Origin of the sequence: Tardiphaga sp., assembly GCF_044340795.1 — a bacterium.
GTDB lineage: Bacteria > Pseudomonadota > Alphaproteobacteria > Rhizobiales > Xanthobacteraceae > Tardiphaga.
The window spans coordinates 1-20,856 of record NZ_JBIISY010000042.1 but is presented as its reverse complement, the minus strand read 5'-3'; the positions used below and the strand labels follow the sequence as shown (position 1 = coordinate 20,856).

13 protein-coding genes and 1 pseudogene are annotated in these 20,856 nt (G+C 63.2%); 9 read left to right on the top strand and 5 right to left on the bottom strand.

The genetic code is table 11. From position 1 onward, the window contains the following. Positions 1 to 532 precede the first annotated feature (532 nt). The 4 genes from ACIQ17_RS09520 (at position 533) to ACIQ17_RS09505 (ending at position 6,378) form a co-directional block, all read left to right on the top strand. A complete protein-coding gene (locus ACIQ17_RS09520; protein ID WP_398467787.1) occupies positions 533 to 1,843 on the top strand; it encodes an N-acetylmuramoyl-L-alanine amidase in 1,311 nt (436 codons plus the stop codon). Between the two features lie 208 nt (positions 1,844 to 2,051). Continuing rightward, positions 2,052 to 4,544, top strand: coding sequence for a penicillin-binding protein 1A (locus tag ACIQ17_RS09515; RefSeq protein ID WP_398467785.1), 2,493 nt, complete (start codon positions 2,052 to 2,054; stop codon positions 4,542 to 4,544). Between the two features lie 155 nt (positions 4,545 to 4,699). Then, a protein-coding gene (prfB, locus tag ACIQ17_RS09510) for a peptide chain release factor 2 (protein ID WP_211907827.1) occupies positions 4,700 to 5,831 on the top strand; the annotation gives its coding sequence in 2 pieces (ribosomal slippage) (positions 4,700 to 4,768 and positions 4,770 to 5,831; 1,131 coding nt in all). A gap of 157 nt (positions 5,832 to 5,988) precedes the next feature. Continuing rightward, complete coding sequence (locus ACIQ17_RS09505) at positions 5,989 to 6,378, top strand: hypothetical protein (protein WP_211907829.1); 390 nt, start codon at positions 5,989 to 5,991, stop codon at positions 6,376 to 6,378. A gap of 96 nt (positions 6,379 to 6,474) precedes the next feature. On the opposite strand, the gene ACIQ17_RS09500 is transcribed toward ACIQ17_RS09505, so the two are convergent. After that, a complete protein-coding gene (locus ACIQ17_RS09500) occupies positions 6,475 to 7,101 on the bottom strand; it encodes a helix-turn-helix domain-containing protein (protein WP_398467782.1) in 627 nt (208 codons plus the stop codon). Positions 7,102 to 7,360: 259 nt separating this feature from the next. Between ACIQ17_RS09500 and ACIQ17_RS09495 the strand changes: the two genes are divergently transcribed. Beyond that, a complete protein-coding gene (locus ACIQ17_RS09495) occupies positions 7,361 to 8,230 on the top strand; it encodes a fumarylacetoacetate hydrolase family protein (protein WP_398467780.1) in 870 nt (289 codons plus the stop codon). A gap of 150 nt (positions 8,231 to 8,380) precedes the next feature. Beyond that, entirely contained in the window at positions 8,381 to 9,361 is a 981-nt protein-coding gene (locus ACIQ17_RS09490) for a Bug family tripartite tricarboxylate transporter substrate binding protein (protein WP_398467778.1), read from the top strand. Here the strand turns inward: ACIQ17_RS09490 and ACIQ17_RS09485 are convergent. From ACIQ17_RS09485 to ACIQ17_RS09475, 3 genes and pseudogenes are all read right to left on the bottom strand, one after another. Then, complete coding sequence (locus ACIQ17_RS09485) at positions 9,358 to 11,505, bottom strand: carbamoyltransferase C-terminal domain-containing protein (protein WP_398467776.1); 2,148 nt, start codon at positions 11,503 to 11,505, stop codon at positions 9,358 to 9,360. The genes ACIQ17_RS09490 and ACIQ17_RS09485 overlap by 4 nt on opposite strands. 67 nt (positions 11,506 to 11,572) lie before the next feature. Next, complete coding sequence (locus ACIQ17_RS09480; protein WP_398467774.1) at positions 11,573 to 12,949, bottom strand: M23 family metallopeptidase; 1,377 nt, start codon at positions 12,947 to 12,949, stop codon at positions 11,573 to 11,575. A 110-nt stretch (positions 12,950 to 13,059) separates the two neighbouring features. Next, positions 13,060 to 13,518 (bottom strand): annotated as a pseudogene (locus ACIQ17_RS09475) (peroxiredoxin); the annotation flags it as partial. Positions 13,519 to 14,056: 538 nt separating this feature from the next. On the opposite strand from ACIQ17_RS09475, the gene ACIQ17_RS09470 reads away from it, so the two are divergent. After that, positions 14,057 to 17,716, top strand: a complete 3,660-nt coding sequence (locus tag ACIQ17_RS09470; RefSeq protein ID WP_398467772.1) for a DUF3971 domain-containing protein — start codon at positions 14,057 to 14,059, stop codon at positions 17,714 to 17,716. Positions 17,717 to 17,740: 24 nt separating this feature from the next. Here the strand turns inward: ACIQ17_RS09470 and ACIQ17_RS09465 are convergent, their stop codons facing one another. Then, the gene (locus ACIQ17_RS09465) at positions 17,741 to 18,484 is read right to left on the bottom strand and encodes an IclR family transcriptional regulator (protein ID WP_398467770.1); all 744 of its coding nucleotides are present in this window, start codon (positions 18,482 to 18,484) and stop codon (positions 17,741 to 17,743) included. A 229-nt stretch (positions 18,485 to 18,713) separates the two neighbouring features. Between ACIQ17_RS09465 and ACIQ17_RS09460 the strand changes: the two genes are divergently transcribed. Both ACIQ17_RS09460 and ACIQ17_RS09455 read left to right on the top strand, forming a co-directional pair. Beyond that, the gene (locus ACIQ17_RS09460) at positions 18,714 to 19,937 is read left to right on the top strand and encodes an ABC transporter substrate-binding protein (RefSeq protein ID WP_398467768.1); all 1,224 of its coding nucleotides are present in this window, start codon (positions 18,714 to 18,716) and stop codon (positions 19,935 to 19,937) included. A 128-nt stretch (positions 19,938 to 20,065) separates the two neighbouring features. Then, positions 20,066 to 20,836, top strand: a complete 771-nt coding sequence (locus ACIQ17_RS09455) for an SDR family NAD(P)-dependent oxidoreductase (RefSeq protein ID WP_398467766.1) — start codon at positions 20,066 to 20,068, stop codon at positions 20,834 to 20,836. The last annotated feature ends 20 nt before the right edge of the window (positions 20,837 to 20,856 follow it).

Below are 20,856 nucleotides of genomic sequence, written 5' to 3'. Positions count from 1 at the left end.
CTTCGCATCGGTGTCCCCAAGCGGGTCTCGGTCGGCATCACAGTCTGGCGCATCAAGCGTCGGCCCGTCTAAACTTTTGGGCGGCAAAGGCACCGCCTGCGCTGACGTCCGGCGCCACGCGAATGCGTGCGCCGGTTGTCGCTAACTCGGCCGAAACAGGTGGCCGGAGTTTTCGGTCATGTCGTGTCTGAAACCGCCCTGTAAGCGAGTAAGAACCAGGGACCGGACACCGCTCGGGCCAGGACCGTCTCTCCGAAAACCGCGCCCGGCGCTGGTCTTGGAGGGATGATCAAAAACGCTCATGTCTCCGATGGGTATCGGGGAGATAAACGCTGCACCGGGAGGTTGAACGCGACACAACCGGGAGTTAATCCGTCAGCTCCTCGTACATACGTGGAATGAACCCGGCTGGCAAGGGAAGCGTCACGCCGCTGCAACAGTCCGGGGAATTCGTTCCGGCGTCATTAAGTGCGAGTTAACCCTGCGATTCTAATGGGGTAGGGATGGGCTGCTCCGGAGGCTTTGGATTCGCTTGACCCGCCGCGCAAACCATATCGTTTTGCTGGGAATGGCGCTCGCGAGTGCGCTGACGTCGCTCGTCTGGTGTTCGGGTACTATGGCCGCGCCGGGCGATACGCCCGAGGCCAATGCCGAAAAACCGGCCGAAGCATCGCTTCCCATCGCCTCCGACGTCCGCATCGCCGGCGACGAGAAACAGACCCGATTCATCCTCGATCTCGACCGCAAGGTCTCGCTGCGCGCCTTTACGCTGGCGGATCCTTATCGCGTCGTCATCGACATGCCGCAGGTGGCGTTTCACCTCGATCCCGGGGCAGGAACGGTGGCACGCGGCCTGATCAAGGCGTTCCGTTACGGCATGGTGATGCCGGGCGGCTCGCGCATGGTGTTCGACCTCGCAAAACCTGTGAAGATCAAGAGCGCCACGGCGCTCGATCCCGCCAACGGCCAGCCGGCGCGGATGGTGATCGAACTCGAAGCCGTGGACCGTACGACCTTCGTGCAGGGGCTGGCGGTAGAGAACCGCCCGGAATTGCGGCCGGGCATTGCCGGCAGCGTGACGCCGTCGCCGGTGGCGACCACGGTAGTGGCCAGTGCCGCGCCCGTTTCGGCGACGGACAGCCGTCCGGTGGTGGTGCTCGACCCCGGCCATGGCGGCGTCGACAACGGGACCCAGGCCGGTGGCGAGAGCGAAAAGAGCATCGTGCTTGGCTTCGGCCTCGCGCTGCGCGACCGGCTGGAGAAGCTGGGCAAATACCGCGTGGTCATGACGCGCTCGGACGATACCTTCGTTCCGCTGGACGAGCGCGTAAAACTGGCGCGCAGCGCCGGCGCGGCGCTGTTCGTCTCGATCCATGCCGACGCGCTGCCGAAAGGCGAGGGCGATGCCCAGGGCGCGACCGTCTACACGCTGTCGGACAAGGCGTCGGATGCCGAGGCGCAGCGGCTGGCGGACCTCGAAAACAAGGCCGATGCCATCGGCGGCGTGAATCTTACCGAGGAACCGACCGAAGTGGCGGATATCCTCATCGATCTCGCCCAGCGGGAGACCAAGACCTTTTCGGGCCGTTTCGCCCGCATGGTGGTCGGCGAGATGAAGGTGACCACCCGAATGCACAAGCATCCGCTGAAATCCGCCGGTTTCCGGGTCCTGAAGGCGCCGGATGTCCCGTCGGTGCTGATCGAATTGGGATATGTCTCCAACAAGGACGACCTGCAGTCGCTGATGTCGGAGAACTGGCGCTCCAAGACGGTGGGCGCGGTCGCCAAGTCGATCGACAGCTATTTTGCCAAGCACATGGTCTCGGCCGGCGCTGGTAATTGAAGATTACGGAAATGACAGGGCTTTCAACGCGTGAGCCCTAGTTTGGCCACAGCGCACCCTCTATAAAATCCGCCATGCGGCCGGAGAATCGGCCACCTCGCTAGGTGGCCGTGGGCGTCTCCAGTCGATTGTAATTGGCTGACTTTCGCCCTTTGCGGCGCCATTTGTGCTATATGGCCGCACAGCGACTGAAACGGATCGTCTCAACATGCGTCTGCTCGTGCGGTTTTTCGGGTTCCTGTTCGCTGCAGGCACCGTCGTGTTCCTGGTGGGCGTCGCTGCCGCCGCGGGCATGATCTGGCATTTCTCCAAGGACCTGCCGGATTACTCCCAGCTGCAGGATTACGAGCCGCCGGTGATGACCCGCGTGCATGCGTCCGACGGCCAGTTGCTCGGCGAATATGCCAAGGAGCGCCGGCTCTATCTGCCGATCCAGGCGATCCCGAAACTGGTCGTGAACGCCTTCCTCGCGGCGGAAGACAAGAATTTCTACGAGCACGGCGGTCTGGACTACACTGGCATGGCCCGTGCGGCGATCCTGTACGCCCAGAACATCGGCTCGAATCGTCGTCCGCAGGGCGCGTCCACCATCACCCAGCAGGTCGCCAAGAACTTCCTGCTCACCAACGAGGTCTCCTTCGATCGCAAGATCAAGGAAGCGCTCTTGGCGATGCGCATCGAGCGCACCTATTCGAAGGACAAGATCCTCGAACTGTATCTAAACGAAATCTATCTCGGCCTCGGCGCCTATGGCATCGCGGCTGCGTCACTGGTCTATTTCGACAAGTCGGTGAATGAGCTGACGGTCTCGGAAGCTGCCTATCTGGCCGCTCTGCCGAAGGCGCCGTCCACGCTGCATCCAGTAAAGAACCGCGACCGCGCCATCGAGCGCCGCAACTATGTCATCGACCGCCTGGTCGAGAATGGCTGGATCAAGCAGGCCGATGCAGAGAAGGCACGCAAGGAAGCGTTGACGGTCACCGGCCGCGGCAGCCACGCCCATATCTTCGCCGGCGAATACTTTGCCGAGGAAGTGCGCCGCGACATCCTCGAGCGCTACGGCGAGAAGAAGCTGTATGAAGGCGGCCTCTCGGTCCGCACCACGCTCGATCCCAAGATGCAGGTGATGGCGCGCAAGTCCATGGCCGCTGGCCTCGTCAATTACGACGAAGCGCGCGGCTATCGCGGCGCCACCAACAAGATCGACATTTCCGGCGACTGGGGCGTCAAGCTCGCCGAGGTGAAGTCGCTGTCCGACATTTCGCCGTGGAAGATGGCTGTCGTGCTCGACGTGTCCGACCAGTCGGCGCGGATCGGTTTCCAGCCGGGCCGTGAACTCGGCGGCGCCGTGTCGAAGGATCGCCAGACCGGTCTGATTTCGCTCGATGGCGTGCGCTGGGCCAAGCCTGCCGCTGGCGCGACCCGCGGCAAGACCCCGACGGCGGTGTCGCAGGTGCTAAGCGCCGGCGACGTCATCTATGTGGATCCGCTGACCCAGAAAGACGGTTCGGTTATCGAAGGCCAGTTCCGCCTGCGGCAGTATCCGGAAGTGTCGGGCGCCATGGTCGCCATGGATCCGAACACCGGCCGCGTGCTCGCGATGGTCGGCGGTTTCTCCTTCGACCAGAGCCAGTTCAACCGCGCCACGCAGGCCTATCGCCAGCCCGGTTCGTCGTTCAAGCCGCTGGTCTATTCGGCGGCGATGGACAATGGCTACACGCCATCGACCGTCGTGATCGACGCACCGATCGAAATCGATCAGGGTTCGGGCAACGGCGTCTGGCGTCCGGAAAACTATTCGACCGGCAAGTATTACGGCCCGACCACCATGCGCAACGCGCTGACGCGCTCGCTGAACACGGTGACCGTGCGTCTGGCGCAGGATGTCGGCATGCCGCTGATCGGCGAATATGCCAAGCGTTTTGGCGTTTATGACGAATTGCCGAACTATCTCTCTTACGCCCTGGGCGCCGGTGAAACGACGGTCATGCGCATGGTCACGGCCTATTCGATGTTCGCCAATGGCGGGCGCCGCGTGAAGTCGACGCTGATCGATCGTATCCAGGACCGCTACGGGCACACGATCTTCAAGCATGACCAGCGCGAATGCCGTGGCTGCGAGGCGCCGGAAGGCTGGAAGAACCAGCCTGAACCGCAGCTCGTCGATCGCCGCGAGCAGGTGATGGACCCGATGACGGCCTATCAGATCACCTCGATGATGGAGAGCGTGGTGCAGAGCGGCACCGCCACCGTCATGCGCGAGGTCGGCAAGCCGATCGCCGGCAAGACCGGCACCACCAATGACGAGAAGGACGCCTGGTTCGTCGGCTTCTCGCCGGACGTGGTGGTCGGCATCTATGTCGGCTACGACAAGCCGCGCAATCTCGGCCGTGGCGGCACCGGCGGCGTGCTGTCGGCACCGATCGCCAAGGACTTCATGAAACTGGCGCTGGCCGACAAGCAGGCGGTGCCGTTCAAGGTGCCCGCCGGCATCAAGCTGATCCGCGTCGATGCCAAGACCGGCATGCGCGCTGGTCCGGGCGATGGTGGCCGCACCATCCTCGAAGCCTTCAAGCCGGGCACGGCGCCGCCGGACAACTACTCGGTCATCGGCGTGGCCGATGCCGATGGTCGCTCGCAGCAGATCGCTCCCGATACCGACCGCATGTTCATGCGTCCGGGAACCGGTGGTCTGTATTGATCGCCGATTGACAACGTCATTGCGAGCGCAGCGAGGCAATCCAGAAAGCCAAGAACTGGATTGCTTCGTGCCTGCGCTCCTCGCAATGACGAGGGTGGTGGGTTGAATAAGACGGGCGCGGCGGTTACACGTGCGGCCAACACAACGGAATTTCCATGCGCGCTGAAATCGAACGCCTCGTAGAAGAGATCAAGCAGTCAGTCGGGCTGCTGAGGAGGCATCTTTGACGTCGATGCATCCACGGCACGACTCGCAGAGCTGAACGCTCTCGCCGAAGATCCCAATCTCTGGAACGATCCCCAGAAGGCCCAAAGGCTGATGCAGGAGCGAACCTCGCTTGAGGATTCGCTGCAGGGCATCGGCAAGGTCACGCGTGAACTCGACGACAATGTCGAGATGATCGAACTCGGCGAGGCCGAGGGCGATGCAAGCATCGTCACCGAAGCCGAAAACGCCCTGAAGGCCCTCAAGAAGGAAGTCGCGCGCCGCGAGCTGGAAGCGCTGCTGTCTGGCGAGGCCGACCGCTTCGACACCTATCTCGAAGTCCATGCCGGCGCGGGCGGCACCGAGAGTCAGGACTGGGCCTCGATGCTGCTGCGCATGTATACGCGCTGGGCGGAGAAGCACGGTTTCAAGATCGAGTATCTGGAAGAGACCCAGGGCGAAGAAGCCGGTATCAAGTCGGCGACCATCCAGATCTCCGGTCACAATGCCTATGGCTGGCTGAAGACCGAAGGCGGCGTGCATCGTCTGGTGCGTATCTCGCCCTATGATTCCAACGCCCGTCGCCATACCTCGTTCTCGTCGGTGGCGATCTTCCCGGTTGTGGACGACAGCATCAAGATCGAGATCAACGAGTCGGATGTCCGCGTCGATACGATGCGGTCGGGCGGCGCCGGTGGCCAGCACGTCAACAAGACGGAATCGGCGGTGCGTCTGACGCATATTCCGACCGGCGTTGCGGTGGTCTGTCAGGCCGGCCGTTCGCAGCACAAGAACCGCGCCCAGGCGTGGGACATGCTGCGCGCGCGCCTCTATGAGATCGAGCTGAAGCGCCGCGAAGAGAAGGCCGCGGCCGATCAGGCCGCCAAGACCGATATCGGCTGGGGCCACCAGATCCGCTCCTACGTGCTGCAGCCCTACCAGATGGTGAAGGACCTGCGCACCGGCGTGCAGACCTCGGACACGTCGGGCGTGCTCGACGGCGATCTCGATGAGTTCATGGCCGCGACGCTGGCGCAACGCGCATTCGGCACCACGCCGGGCGCGATCGACGACGTGGACTAAACTTTGGCGACTGCGGCGTCTTGAAACAGCGACGTCGCAGTTCGTTCGCTTTCCTTCCGTCTCTCCCCCGATATCATCCCTGTGCCGGAACACGACCGACGCCGCCGGATTGTCCCGGCGCAATCGCTCGTGATGGCGTCAAACAGGGGTAAGGGGCATGAGGAAGATTTTTCCAGTTCTCGCAATCGGCGTTGCCTTGATGGTCAGCGGCTGCGGCCGCGATCCCGGACCGAAGGGTGATCCGGGCGCCCAGGGGCCGGCCGGCCCGCAGGGCGCGCAAGGCGTTCAGGGCGTGCCGGGTGCGCAAGGACAGGCCGGTGCTCAGGGCCCGCAAGGTCCGCAGGGCGCCCCCGGAGCCAAGGGTGAGAAGGGCGACAAGGGTGACAAAGGCGAGGCGGCGCCGGCCTTCCGCGCGGTTCAGGCTGACGGCGCTGTCACATGCGATGCGAGCGAGACGCTCGTTTCGGTGCTGTGCCCGAGCGGCGGCGCGCCGGATGGCGTGAAATGCGCGACAACGCCGACTGTGGGACTTTGTCTGAAGAAGTAGCATGAACAGGAGGGCGGATGAGCGAAGCGTCATCCGCCGGCCGACTTCGTTTGGCGAAGATCGGCGGATTACGCCTTTGGCTCATCCGCCCTACGTTCAAGCTTTTCCGTCGCGCCGGCCGAAAGACGGCGGCGCTGAAATCACGAGATAATACTCGCAGGCGCGCGCGGTGCGGTTCTCGAACCAGTGTTCGACATCGACTTCAAAATACAGGGAGTCGCCTTCGTCGAGCACCGTCTCCGTGTCCTTGGTCTTGACGGTGACCTTGCCGCGCGTGGCGAGCACGTGTTTCGACGTACCTGTGGGGTAGGCGGGCAACTCGCCCGTCGATGTCTTTGGCGGCAGGTGATGCAACGCGACTTCGACGGCCATCCCTGCCATCACCGGAGACAACAGGAAGCGTTCGAAGCCGGTCTCGGCATCGCGGAACACCGGTCGCTGGTCCTTCCGGACGATTGCAAAAGCGCGACGCGGCCCGTCGTCATCTCCCATAAGAGAGGAGAACGACGTGCCGAGGGCCAGTGCGATGCGCCGTGCAACGCCGATGGTCGGGCTCTTCTCGCCGCGCTCGACCTTCGACAGCATTGCGCGGCTGACGCCGGACTGTTTCGATAGCTGCTCCAGCGTGAGTTCTGCTTCCTCACGCAATACGCGGACCCGATCGCCAAATGCGCGGCTGACGGGGTCTTCACGTACGACCTTCCGTGCCGCCGCCTTTGCCATATCGGATGTTGCTCCGTTCATATGAAACCGATTCTACTTTAGGCGCGGTTTGGCGCGATGTCACATCCTGCTGGAAGAAAATCAGTCGTATTGGCCGGTTACGTTAAGGACACCACGGCATTGCGGGGCAATTGGTCGCGTCTTCTAAAGAGGAAAAATCTGGAACCTGCCGCTTGCGCAAATCTCCCATCGAAGATAATCGTACCTATAGGAGACGCGGCGCACCAGCCGCCCCAGAAGCTGACATCAGGAGGAAACCATGCATCTTGTCACATTCATGCACGAAGGCCGGCCGACCGTCGGCATCGCGGACGAGGCGCTTTCCAAGGTTCAGCCGCTCCCGGCCAATGTGGCACCGGACATGCTCTCCCTGATAGCGAACTATGACAGCGTTAAAGGCAGCATAGCAGGTGCCGCCGGCGCAGCGCTGCCGATCGCCAATATTGAGCTGCTTGCACCGATCCCGCGCCCGGCGCGCAATGTGTTCTGCGTCGGCAAGAACTATCACGAGCATGCCAAGGAATTCGCCGGCAGCGGCTATGACTCCTCTGCGAAGGAAGTCGTGCCGGAATATCCGGTCATCTTCACCAAGCCGTCGAGCACGGTGATCGGGCAGGGTGCCGCGATCCCGCAATATCTCGATACGACCGACAGCACCGACTACGAAGGCGAACTCACGGTGATCATCGGCCGCGGAGGCCGTGGCATCAAGAAGGCCGACGCGCTCAAGCATGTGTTCGGCTACACGATCATCAATGACGTGACCGCGCGCACGCTGCAGCATCAGCATCGCCAGTGGTTCATCGGCAAGGGTATCGACGGCTTCTGCCCGATGGGCCCGGCGATCATCACCGCTGATGCGATGCCTGATCCCACCAAGATGCAGCTGAAGACGTTCGTGAACGGCGAGCTGCGCCAGAACGCATCGGTCGCTGATCTCGTGTTCGATATCCCGACCCTGATCGAGACGCTCTCGGCCGGCATCACGCTGGAGCCCGGCGACGTCATCGCCACTGGCACGCCGGCGGGCGTCGGCCTCGGCTTTACGCCGCCGCGCTTCCTCAAGAAGGGCGACGTCGTGGCGATCGAAGTCAGCGGCATCGGCCGTCTGGAAAATCCGGTCGGCTGATCATCGCGCGACCGCAATCAAACGCATGGGGCGAACTTCGCCCCGTGCGAAAACTCCGCAAGCTTCAAGAACTCCACTCCGCATAGGAGTGATGTGTCCTCTGATGCACGCATCCGATGCATTGCTGAACAGAATAAACGGGAGATAACCATGAAACGCCGTGATTTCCTCGCAGGCCTTGGCGGCCTGTCGACCCTCGCACTGACGGGCCAGACTGCGCATGCGCAGGAAGCGTGGCCGAGCAAGAATATCAGCATGGTCGTGCCGTTCCCCGCGGGCGGGCAGGCCGATATCGCCGCGCGCCCGGTCGCGACCTACATGCAGAAGGTGCTCGGCAAGGCCGTCATCATCGACAATCGCAGCGGTGCCGGCGGCTCGCTTGGCAATTCCACCGTGGCCCGCGCTGCGCCCGACGGGCACACGCTGCTGATGACGCTGTCGTCGCTGGCGGTGCTGCCGGAGTCGGATCGCATCTATGGCCGTCCGGTCGCCTATGAGGTCGATCAACTGCAGCCGATCGCCCGCGTGCTCGCCGATCCCACCCTGTTCGCCGTGCCGGCGAGCGCGCCCTGGAAGACCATCCAGGAATTCGTGGCCGACGCGAAGGCGCGGCCCGGTGCGATCTCCTACGGCTCGTCGGGCCCGTTCGGCACGCTGCATGTCTCGATGGAAATGTTCGCGCTCTCGGCCGGAATCAAGATGCTGCACGTGCCGTATCGCGGCGCAGCGCCGGCCATCAGCGATCTCATTGGCGGCCAGATCCAGGCACTGGCTTCGGCGCCCGGCACGCTCAAGCAGCATGTCGATGCTGGCACCCTGCGCGTTCTCGCTAATTTTGGCGCCGAGCGTCTGGCGGCATTTCCCGACCTGCCGACCTTCAAGGAGCTCGGTTATTCCGATGTGGAATTCTACATCTGGGCCGGTCTGTTTGCGCCTAAGGGCATGCCGGCATCTGTCGTGACCAAGCTGCGCGAGACGGTCCGCGATGCGATGAAGGACCCTGAAGTCACCAAGGTCTTCGAGGCGGCCGGCAACATGCCCGCTTATCAGGACTCGGAAGCTTTTGCGGCTTTTGTGGCGAAGGATAGCGAACGTCTGGTGGCCACCGCCAAGAAGATTGGCAAGGTCTAGGCCCGGCCGCGGACCCACTCCGCGAGCCACGCCGTAAACCGGCCACTGTCGCGCTCACCGCCGTGCCATGCGGCGGTGACGGTGCCGTCACCGGCCATCATGAAGACCACGTCGAGACCCGCCGAACGGCGCAGGGTCTCGACGGCCTGTTGCGGCGTCTGCGCGATCGGGCCGGCAACATTGAACGACGTGTTGACCGACAGCTCGACGCCGATATGGCGACCGAGCGCTTTCAGATAGGCATGCGTGAGCGGATCATCCTCGGCGCGGACGATCTGGATGCGGCCGGTGCCATCGGCATGAATGACCGCCGGGATCTTGTCGCGCGCATGCGGCTTCGATTGCGCGGTCAGCACCATGTAGTTATAGGCGTTGTAGTCAGCGTCTGACGCGCCTTCCAAAAGATCGAAATACGCAAGCGCAGCTTCGCGCGTCGCCATCGGCGCCAGCGGGCGGATCGCCTCGCGGTACTTGACGCGTTCGTTGAGGCGTTCGCGGGTGCCGGCATCGCAGGGATTGGCGAGGATCGAACGATGGCCGAGTGCGCGGGGGCCGGTTTCCGCCGCGCCCTGATAGAGCGCAATGATGCCGTTTTGCGCAACCAGATATCCCATCAGATCGGCCACGGCGGCGAGGCCGTCGGGTGTCGAGATATTGCCGATGATCCTGGAGTTGATGTCATCAGCCTCGAGCACGGTTGCGATGTCCTGCGGTGCCGATGCATCGCCACAATAGAACGCATGCGTCATCGGAGCGCCACGCGGAGCGCCGATGAGATGGGCAAAGATCCAGGCCGCGCCGATGGTGACGCCGGGATCGCCGGGCGTCGGCGGCATCCACAGATGCAGGCGCACCTTGCGGCCTTGCTCGCGTTCGAACCATGCTTCGTCAAAGTGTTCGAGCAGCCGCATATTGCCGAGCGCATTGAGTGCCACGCCGCCGGTCAGCACCACGCGATTTGCGCCGGTCTTGCGCAGCAGGCCGGCGACGACATGGATCATCGCATCCTCGAATACGAGCTGCGTCGCCGCCGCCTTGTCGAGACGGTCCTGCGTGTCCGGGCGATGCTGGATGTCCTCGACGCGCAGCACGGCATCCGGATTCCAGAGCTGGTCGGGCTTCAGCGGTTCGCCGAGAATGTCGATCAACGGCTGCTTGTAGGGGTCGTCGAACGGGTCGCAATACCAGTTGCCCATGGCGCGATTGAGTTTGATCTCACCGTCGGGGCCGAAATCCAGCACCTCGCGCAGACGCGCGTAATAGGGATTGCTGGCGCGGTCCATATCGCCCCAGGCGGCGGCGCCCATATAGCGGCCTTCGCTGGAGAGCCAGGTCCAGCCGCCCTGCGTCGATGAGATCACGCTATAGAAGGCGCCGAGCGAGTCGAAGACGCTGTCGTTGCAATACAGTTTTGTGATCGCGCCGTTCTGCGCCACATAGGTCGAAACCGAGCCGAGATCGCCGGTCCCGTCGAGCACGGCAATGGCCACCGGTTCGTCATCGGGGAAGGGCGATGCGGCGAACGAAAACCATGCGTGGTTGTCGTGATGCGGCATCATCATCAGCGGCACGCGCGCGGGCAGGCCGAATTGCTTGCGCAGCAGCTTTGGCGTTCGCGTCATCTGTTCGAGGCGCTTGGCATCGAAACTGACGGAATTCTTGGTGCGCAGCAGTTTCAGGCCGTCAGGGAATTCCTCGACGATGCTCCGCACCAGCGTGCCGGTGAGATCGGGATAGTCCCAGCTCGTCAGCCACGCATCGATATCGGTGATGTCGCGGCCCATCTTGCGCAGCGTCTCGCGCATCGCATCCAGCGCAGCGCGTGGATATTGCGTGGTGTGCTTGTCGCCGGAGAAGCGCTCTTCCTCGTTGTTGACGATCAGGCGCGGTCCATAAGCCTGCGTGACTTCAACCAGCGCCACGCCGGAGTTGTGCGTGCCGGGCAAGCCGAGGCCGGCGAGATAAACGGTCTCGCCACGCGCGAGTTTGGCGCGCAGCTCGCCGATGCGGCGCACGGTGAAATGGCTATCATTGGCGTGAAAGCCTGCCAGCGACATCACCCATGTCGTCAGCCGACGTGTGGCGCGGAAGCAAAACCGGCCGAGGCGCGGATAGCGGGGACCAATGCGTCGGGGAGATGTCACGCGGCGATCTCGATGGATTTCGACGTCGCTTCAATCATATTGCGGGCAGGGCAACAATGCTGCTGTCTCAGCTGGCGCTGAGACGCACGCCGGCGCGGAGAAACTTCTGCGGATCAACGGCTTCGCCATCGATGCGGGTTTCGTAGTGCAGATGCGGGCCGGTGGAACGGCCGGTGGAGCCGACCTGGCCGATGACTTGGCCGATCTTGATGCTGTCGCCGACCTTCACACCAATCACCGACATGTGGCCGTAGCGGGTGGAGAGGCCATTGCCGTGGTCGATCTCGACCATCTTGCCGTAGCCGCCGGCATAGGCTGCGGAGACGACGCGGCCATTGGCGGTAGCGCGGATCGGATCGCCGGTGGAGCCACGGAAATCGAGGCCGGCATGCATCGCCGGGCGGCCGAGGAACGGATCGGTGCGGACGCCGAAACCGGATGAGAATTCGACGGTGCCCACCACGGGCTTGCGATACGGCACCTGCGCCATGGTGCGGTTCAGCTTGTCCATCTGCGCGCGGGTCACGTGGAGGCGATAGAGCTGCCGCTCGAACGGGTCGGCGCTGGCCGACAACTTGACCGGAATATACGGTCCGCCCATTCCGCCGCGCGGTGCTGCGGCTTCGAGCTTGGCCATGTTGAGACCGAGATCGGCGATGGCGCCGCGCATGCGGCGGACCTTGGAGTCCATGCCTTCTTCGGCCGAGCTGAGCGCGGCAAGCTGTTTGCTCTCGACGCGGTCAAGCGAGGCCTGCAGGCGGTCGATCACATTGTCGGCGCCGCCGAGCTTGGCGACCTGGGTCTGCGGCGGCGCTGCGAGAACCGGCGCGCGCGATTCCAGCCGAGCTTCACGATCGGGCGGCACCACGAAAGTCACGGTGTCGCTGACCTGAGCGGTTTTGTGGAGCGAGTTTGTATCCAGCGACGCGCCGCGGCCCGGCGCCCTTGTCGGCGGGATCGAGCCGGTGACCGAGAGGTCCGGCACGTTGCCCAGCGCGCTGGCGCGGGATTCCAGCTGGTTCTGGCGCCGCAGGACCTGTTCGAGCTTCTTGTCGAACTGTTCCTGATCGAGCATCTGGCGACTGGTGGTGCGGTCGATCTTGGCGCGCAGCTCGGCGATGCGGTCTTCATAGGCGTATTGCATATCGGCCTGACGGGCGATCAGCTTGGTCAGCACGTCGTCGCGAAACGCGAAATAGGTGGCGGTTGCGGCGGACCATGCACCCAGCACGGTCACGGTGCCGACCACGATCCAGAACACCACCGGTCCGATGCGGACCTGCTTGCCGCGATGCGCGATCGTATAATCACTCTGCCGGGACGCCATAGCAGCCGATTTGGCAGCCGGCGGCTTGGCGGTGGCGACGCGGCGCGGTTGGGGGCGTCCGTGATCGTGAGCGTGGTGCTGAGGGTACTCGGCGTATTGGACAGGACGGTTCGACATCAGCACTCCCGGGCCTGCCGGGAGACTCATCGGCGGGCTCAACTACGGGAGGGATTTGAGCCCGGCATGGTTAATTCCAGCTAAATGACTTCCGTCAATTTGAATATGGGTTAATGCCGCAGGGCTTCGGCCAGCACGGCATCCGCATGGCCGTCGACCTTCACGTTGCGCCAGGCCTTGATGACCTTGCCGTCGCGCCCGATCAGCACCGTGCTCCGCAAAACGCCTTCGAACACCTTGCCGTACAGCTTCTTCTCGCCCCATGCGCCATAGGCCGTCAGCATGGTCTGGGCGGCGTCCGAGAGCAGCGGCATGCCGAGCTCATATTTGTCGCGAAACTTCTCCTGCGCCTTTTGCGGGTCTGCTGACACCCCGAGCACGGCGGTGTCGGCGGCCTCGAAGTCAGCGGCGAGGCGGGTGAAGTCGATCGCTTCCTTGGTACATCCGGGTGTGCTGGCGCGTGGGTAGAAGAAGATCACCAGCTTGCGGCCGGCGTAGTCCGACAGCGAGACCGTGGCGCCACCGTCGCGCGGCAGCTTGAAGGCGGGTGCCTTCCTGCCCTCGATCGGATCGGTCGTTGTCGTCTTCGCTGTCTTGGCCATGGAGGTATCCCTTCGTCATCGGCATTTCGTCGGGCCGTTCTATCCGAGGTGTCGGAACGGCTCCATGTCCCAAACCAGGAAGCGGCGTCTGGACGGGACGGATGGCCGCAGCGGGAAGCTCCGGAGGGAGGCTGTCCGGGTGCGCGGAAGGTCATCCGATTGTGCGGGCTTTCGAGAGATTCTTGCGCAATTTCTTGCACATACGCCTTCCTTTCGTCGCTTTCGGACGGTCACTGTGATTGGATTGCGGACATGCTTCGGGGGCTCGCTGAGCTGCCATTGCGGTGCAAAACCACCGGCCTCGCTGTATGGTGACTGAAGGATTCGAGACGACACACGTTGCCCGCGCCGATTGGTGTTGCGACGACCAAGACGAGCTATAATTCAAATCCGGGATTGGCAGTTTTGCCGGCAGTTGGCGTTCGTTACAGATCGTTGCGCACTGTTGGTGGCGATCGGTCTCGCAATCATCGCTAGCCCCCGAAAGGCCCGGCACCTAGAGGACATGGCAAAGAGCAAGCCACCCGCAGCGCCTCGTCCGCGCGCCGATGACCGGTCCAGGCAGTGGGACGATTCCGAATGGGATCGTCAGCACTACGCGGCTGGGCACGACCGTGCGCGCAAATTGCTCTCGCAGAAGTCGTCGGCATGGCAGCGGTTCGGTGATCGTTTCCGCTCTGGCCGTTCGGGCTCCGGTGGCGGACGCTGGTTCAAGCGGATCGTCACGGTATTCGGCGGCCTCTTCATCGTCTCTGCCATCTGTTTTTCCATATTGTGGTGGCGGCTCGGCGCCGGGCCGATCAATTTCGACGTTGCCACGCCGTGGCTCGCCGATGCGATCCAGGACAATATCGGGCAGGGCAACACGGTCGCCGTCGGTGGAACGCAGATCGAGCGCGTTGGACGCGTGCGCATGGCGGTGCGTCTTCGCGACATTGTCGTCCGCGACCACGACAATGCGGTTATTGCCAGCGCGCCAAAGGCCGAGGTGAAGATCTCGTTCGTCGCTATCCTGATGGGGCGGTTGCGCGCTGAAAGCCTGAACCTGGTCGATGTTGCGCTTGCCGTGCGCATTACGCCGGATGGCGAGGTCACAGTTTCCACCGGCGACAATGTCAAGCCGATCGCGACCGGTGTCGCATCGCCGCGCGTGCCCGGCGCGTGGCTTGGGCCGGCCAAGCAGCCGGAACTGACGTTCCCCCGGCAGCCGCAACCGCCCGTCGTTCAGGTCCAGCCGCCGCCGGGGGCCGCGACCGGCAAGCGCGAAGCACCCACGGGGATTCTGGCCGGTCTCGATTGGCTGGATACGCTGACCTTGTCGGGGCTCGACGGACAGAACCTCAATGAGGTCGGTCTCAAGAACGGTCGCCTGGTGGTGGACGATCAGCAGCGCGGCAACAAATGGGAATTCAACAATATCTCGCTCAGCCTGCGGCGGCCGAGCGCCGGTGGTGTCGCTCTGACCGTAGGTGAGGGCGGCAAGTCGCCGTGGTCGCTCGGCATCGATATCGGCGCGCCCAGCAATGGCGTGCGCTCGGTGGATGTGAAGGCGGACAAGGTCTCGACCAAGAACATCCTGCTGGCGCTGCGCATGAAGGATCTGACCTATAGCGCCGACATCCCGCTGACCGGCGAACTCAAGGGTGAGATCGGCCGCGACGGGATGCCGACCTATCTGCGCGGCAAGCTGGTCGCCGGCGCCGGCGATATCGTTGATAACGATACGCCGGATTATCCGATGCCGATCGACAACGCGGAGATCAGCTTCGAGTGGGATTCCGCACGCCGCGTGCTGCTGGCACCTTTCAAGGTGATTTCCGGCAGCAACCGGGTCACGCTGCTGGCCCATGTGGAGCCACCGAATGGCACCTCCAATGCCTGGCAGGCAGGTCTCAGCGGCGGAACCATCGTGCTCGGCGGCAGCGGCAACGAGCAGCCGCTGATCTTCAACAACATCTCCATCCGGGCCAAATTCGACCCCGACAATCGGCTGGTGTCACTGACCCAAGCCAATATCAGCAATGGCGAACTTGGCGTCGCTGGCACGGGGAGTGTCGACTACGCAGGTGAGCCGCGCATGAAGCTGGGTTTCGCCGGAACGCCCATGAATGCGTCGGCGCTCAAGCGCATGTGGCCGGTGCTGATCGTGCCGGAAGTGCGCGAGTGGGTGATCGAGCGGATCGAAGCCGGGAACCTGCAGCGCATCGAGATCGGGGTGAATTCGCCGACCAAGAACCTGACGCGGCGCGGACCGCCCATCCCTGACGACGGTTTGAACGTGGCGATCATCGCCAACGACGTCTCGCTGCGTCCGGTCGATGGCTTGCCTGTGGTGCATGACGGCGACCTGCGTGCGCGCATCACCGGCCGCACGGCCACGGTCACCATCAGCCAGGCCAATGTCGACACGCCGGGCGGCCGCAAGGTCAATCTCAGCGACATCGTGTTCGAAGTGCCGGACATGGCGCCCAAGCCGTCGCCGTCGCGTATCCGCTTCAAGCTCGACGGCCCGGCACCGGGCGTCGTCGAGGTTCTCAATTCCGATCGGCTCAGCGAAGCCTCCGGCAACATGCTCGATCCGAATGCCATCAAGGGCAATGTGACGGCGCAGGTCGCCATGGGCATGCCGATCCAGCATGAATTGACCAAGGCCGACACGACCTACAACGTCACCGCCGACCTCAAGGATTTCTCCGCCGACAAGTTGGTGATGAACCAGAAGGTCGAGGCCAATCTGCTAAAGATCGCCGCGAACAATCAGGGCTATCAGGTCCGTGGCGATATCAAGATCAACGGCCAGACCGGACAGCTCGATTATCGCAAGCCTACTGAAGGCGATGCCGAGGTGCGGCTCAGCGCGACGCTGGACGATGCCAGCCGTACGCGGATGGGCGTCGATCTCGGGACCGCCGTCGTCGGCGCCGTGCCGCTGAAGCTGAACGGCAAGATCGGCAGCGGTGATCGCGACAGCAAGTTCAATATCGAAGCAGACCTGACACCGCTGAAGCTGGACAACCTGCTGCCCGGCTGGACCAAGGTCGCGGGCAAGTCGGCGAAGGCCGCGTTCAACGTGGTGAAGAAGGGCGACTCTACCCGCCTCGAAGACATCACGGTCGATGGCGCCGGTGCGTCCATCAAGGGATCCGTCGAACTCGATCAGAACGGCGATCTGGTCAACGTCAGTTTCCCCACCTATTCGCCCTCCGAAGGCGACAAGACCTCCATCAAGGCCGAGCGTGGCAATGATGGTGTGCTCAAGGTGACCATGCGTGGTGACGTGTTCGACGGCCGCGGTTTCCTGAAGGGCGCCATGTCGGGCGGCAAGGAGCCGGACACCAAGAGCAAGGCCAAGGCGGTCGATTTCGATATCGACGTCAAGCTCGGCGCTGTCGCCGGTTTCTATGGCGAGGCGGTGCGCAGCGTCGATGCCAAGGTCTCGCGCCGCAACGGCACGATCTCCAAATTCGCGCTGACCGGCAAGCTCGGCCGCGACACTCAACTCACCGGCGACATGCGTGGCAAGTCGCAGGGAGCAGGGCGCGATCTCATCTTCATCGAGACCAATGACGCCGGTGCCTTCCTGCGCGTCACCGACACCTATTCGAAGATGTTCGGCGGCCAGCTCGCCTTGGCGATGGATGCGCCGTCCACGGACACCCGTCCGAAGGAAGGCCTGATCAATGTGCGGAATTTCACGGTGAAGGGCGAGGCGTCGCTCGAACGCGTTGCTGCTTCCGGCGGGCCTCCGGGCGCGCAGAACAGCGGCATCTCGTTCACGCGCCTGCGTGCTGAGTTCGTCCGGCAGAATGGCTTCATGACCGTTCGCGAAGGGCTGGTGCAGGGACCGTCGGTCGGCGCCACCATCGAAGGCAACATCGACTACAACGCTAATCAGGTGCGCATGAGCGGCACTTTCGTGCCGATGTATGGTCTCAACAACATGTTCGGCCAGATTCCGGTGGTCGGCCTGTTCCTTGGCGGTGGCAGCAATGAGGGTCTGTTCGGCGTGACCTATGAAGTCGTCGGCACGCCGGGTGCGCCGGTTCTGCGCGTCAACCCGCTCTCGGCGATCGCGCCGGGTATCACGCGGAAAATCTTCGACTTCAGCACCGGCAAGCAGAACAACGCCGTCGAGTTTCCGAACCAGAACAACAACAGCAATTGATCGGGCAGGGACAGCCCAAGCCGACTAGCTCTCTGCTGTCTCGGTCTTGAAGCGTTCGACGCAGGAAATGATCGTCGCGGCCGTTTCTGGCCGCCGGTTCAGGCATCGCGAGGTCGGCCCTGCGACAACCAGCGACAGCCGTCGATGACTGATCGGCAACGGCACCGCGACGCCCGCGAGATCCGCGATATATTCCGACGAACTCTGATGATAGCCGCGCTCGGTGGCGTCCACGAGCGCCTGCTCGATCGCTTCGACGGAGTCGGGGGTCGTGTCCGAGAACGGCTCGAACTTGATCTTGCGATAGATCGCGCGGCGTTCTTCAGGTGACTGCTGTGCGAGAATGGCGCGGCCAACCGAACTCGCATGAACCGGCACTCGGTCGCCGATCTGGGCGAAGTAGCGCACTGAATGCGCGCACTCGACCACGTCAAGGAAGATCGCATTGGTGCCGGCCAGGGCGGCTATTGCGGTGGTCTCGCCGGTCTTGTCGGCGATCTCCAGCAACAGCGCATGGACGGCGTCCGGAAGCGGCTCTGCTTCGGCAACGGTGCGGGCGAGGGTGAGCCAGCGTGGGCTGGGATAATAGCCGTTGCGTGCGCGCGGTTCGTAGAGCCAGCCCTTGTCGGCGATGGTGCCCACCAGATTGAACGTGCTGGAGCGCGGCCAGCCGAGATCGTCGGAGATTTCCGCGAGCGTCGCCGGCCGTTTGCGCCGGGCAAAATACTCCATCAATTCCAGCACGTTGGCAGCTTGCCTGACCAGCATTGAATTCGTTCTTCCCTGTCCCGCGACTGTGTCTGGTCGCCTGCATCGCTGCGCATTCTGGTTGGCTCTGTAGCGCCAAATGGCCTTGGAAGGCCATCCGGATCGGCCACGAGTGTCTTGACTTCTAATTCATGTATAGGTCTTATGAATTCATAAACAAGAATTTTCGAGCAGCGCCGATCGCCCGCGAGGGCTTCGATGCCGCCGATATGGGGTCAGGGGAGGAAACATGACCATTCGTAATACTCTTGCCGTATCCGCTCTCGCGCTGTCGCTCGGCCTCATGTCGGCCACGGCTGCGTCAGCCCAGACGCCGGTGAAGCTCGGCGTGCTCGCCGACATGTCCGGTATCTTTTCGGATATCGGCGGCATGGGTTCGTTCGAGGCCACCAAGATGGCCGTCGAGGATTTCAACAAGCTGCCCGGTGCCGACAAGTTCAAGATCGAGGTCGTGCAGGGCGATCCGCAGAACAAGCCGGACATCGCACGCAACATCGCGCGCAAGTGGTTCGAGACCGAAGGCGTCGATGTTCTGCTCGACATCCCGACCAGCGCCACGTCGCTGGCCGTTGCGCCGCTGACGGCCGAACTGAACAAGGTCGCGCTGTTCACGGCCTCAGGCACGTCGGATCTCACCGGCAAGGCCTGCACGCCGAATTCGGTGCACTGGACTTATGACACCTGGGCGCTGTCGCATGGCACCGCCGATGCCATGACCAAGGCCGGCGGCAAGAACTGGTTCTTCCTGACGGTCGATTTCGCACTCGGCGCCTCGCTCGAGCGTGACGCGACGGCCGTGATCAACGCCAATGGCGGCAAGGTGCTGGGCAGCATCAAGCATCCGACCGACTCCAATGACTTCGCGTCCTATCTGCTGCAGGCGCAGGCGTCCAAGGCCGACGTCATCGCGCTCGCCAATGCTGGCGGCGACACCATCAAGGCGATTAAGCAGGCGTCGGAGTTCGGCATCGTGCAGGCGGGCCAGAAGCTCGCGGCGATGCTGATGTTCATCTCGGACGTCCACTCGCTCGGTCTGAATACCGCGCAGGGCCTGCAGCTCACCGAAGCTTTCTACTGGGATCTCAACGACAAGACCCGTGAGTTCGGCGAGCGCTTCGCCAAGAGCCACAACGGTCGCTATCCCAGCATGAACCAGGCTGGCGCCTATTCCGCTGCGCTGACCTATCTCAAGGCGGTCGCCAAGGTCGGTTCGCCGAAGGATGGCGTCGCCGTGGTCAAGGCAATCCGCGATATGGGCACCTTCGACGATCCGCTGTTCGGCAAGACCACGCTGCGCGAAGACGGCCGCGTGCTGCACGACATGTATCTGCTGCAGGTCAAGAAGCCGGCGGAATCGAAGAAGCCCTATGACTATTACAATGTCGTGGCGACCATCCCTGCCGACAAGGCGTTCCGTCCGCTCAAGGACGGCGGGTGCCCGCTGATCAAGTAAGGTCTACTCCCGAGACTTGGACTCCCAAGATTTGGACTCCCAAGACTTGGACGCGCAGATGACGGTGACCCCGCACTGCGCGTTCTTTTTTATCCGAATGTCGACGTCCTAACCCAAGAGGAAAAGCCATGCGTCTCGCCAATAAACTCGCCATCATCACTGCAGCTGCGTCCGGCATGGGACGCGCCGGCGTCGAATTCTTCCTCAGGGAAGGTGCGAAAGTCGCGGCCGTGGACGTCAATGCCGAGGCGCTGACGCAGCTGAAGGCGGACATGAAGGCCAAGGGCTATGAGTTGATCACCATCCAGGCCGATCTGTCCAAGACCGAGCAGATGAAGAGCTCGATCAATGACGCGGCAACCGCGCTTGGCGGCGTCGATATCCTCTGGGCCCATGCCGGTACGCCGGGGCCAGCCGGTGTCGAAAATCTCGATCTCAAGGCCTATGAATTCGCGATGTCGCTGAACGTCACCTCGGCCACGCTCGGTGCCGGCGAGGTGATCCAGTATATGCGCAAGCGCGGCGGCGGCTCGGTGATCTTCACCTCGTCGGTGTCGGGCATCGTCGGCTCGATGATGAGCCCGATCTATTCGGCGGCGAAGTTCGCGGTGGTCGGTCTCACCAAATCGCTGGCGCAGGCATTCGCCGCCGATCAGGTCCGCGTCAACGTGATCTGCCCGGGCCTTGCCGATACGCCGATGAAGCTCGGCTTCACCGGCCGCTCGGGCATCGCCGCGGAAGCTGCCGCCAACGAAACCAAGCTGCTCACCGCCGTGCCGATGGGCCGTCTCTGCAAGGCCGAGGACGTGGCGAACGCGGCGCTGTGGCTGGCGTCGGACGAGTCGACCTTCGTCACTGGTGTGGCTTTGCCGGTCGATGGCGGCTTCACCGCACGCTGATCGCAAAAGCATCTGCAAAC

Coding starts and splice junctions, on each gene's coding strand:
- ACIQ17_RS09515 (WP_398467785.1), top strand. CDS start 2,052: ATGCGTCTGCTCGTGCGGTTTTTCGGGTTCCTGTTCGCTGCAGGCACC.
- ACIQ17_RS09505 (WP_211907829.1), top strand. CDS start 5,989: ATGAGGAAGATTTTTCCAGTTCTCGCAATCGGCGTTGCCTTGATGGTC.
- ACIQ17_RS09500 (WP_398467782.1), bottom strand. CDS start 7,101: ATGGCAAAGGCGGCGGCACGGAAGGTCGTACGTGAAGACCCCGTCAGC.
- ACIQ17_RS09495 (WP_398467780.1), top strand. CDS start 7,361: ATGCATCTTGTCACATTCATGCACGAAGGCCGGCCGACCGTCGGCATC.
- ACIQ17_RS09490 (WP_398467778.1), top strand. CDS start 8,381: ATGAAACGCCGTGATTTCCTCGCAGGCCTTGGCGGCCTGTCGACCCTC.
- ACIQ17_RS09480 (WP_398467774.1), bottom strand. CDS start 12,949: ATGTCGAACCGTCCTGTCCAATACGCCGAGTACCCTCAGCACCACGCT.
- ACIQ17_RS09470 (WP_398467772.1), top strand. CDS start 14,057: ATGGCAAAGAGCAAGCCACCCGCAGCGCCTCGTCCGCGCGCCGATGAC.
- ACIQ17_RS09465 (WP_398467770.1), bottom strand. CDS start 18,484: ATGCTGGTCAGGCAAGCTGCCAACGTGCTGGAATTGATGGAGTATTTT.
- ACIQ17_RS09460 (WP_398467768.1), top strand. CDS start 18,714: ATGACCATTCGTAATACTCTTGCCGTATCCGCTCTCGCGCTGTCGCTC.
- ACIQ17_RS09455 (WP_398467766.1), top strand. CDS start 20,066: ATGCGTCTCGCCAATAAACTCGCCATCATCACTGCAGCTGCGTCCGGC.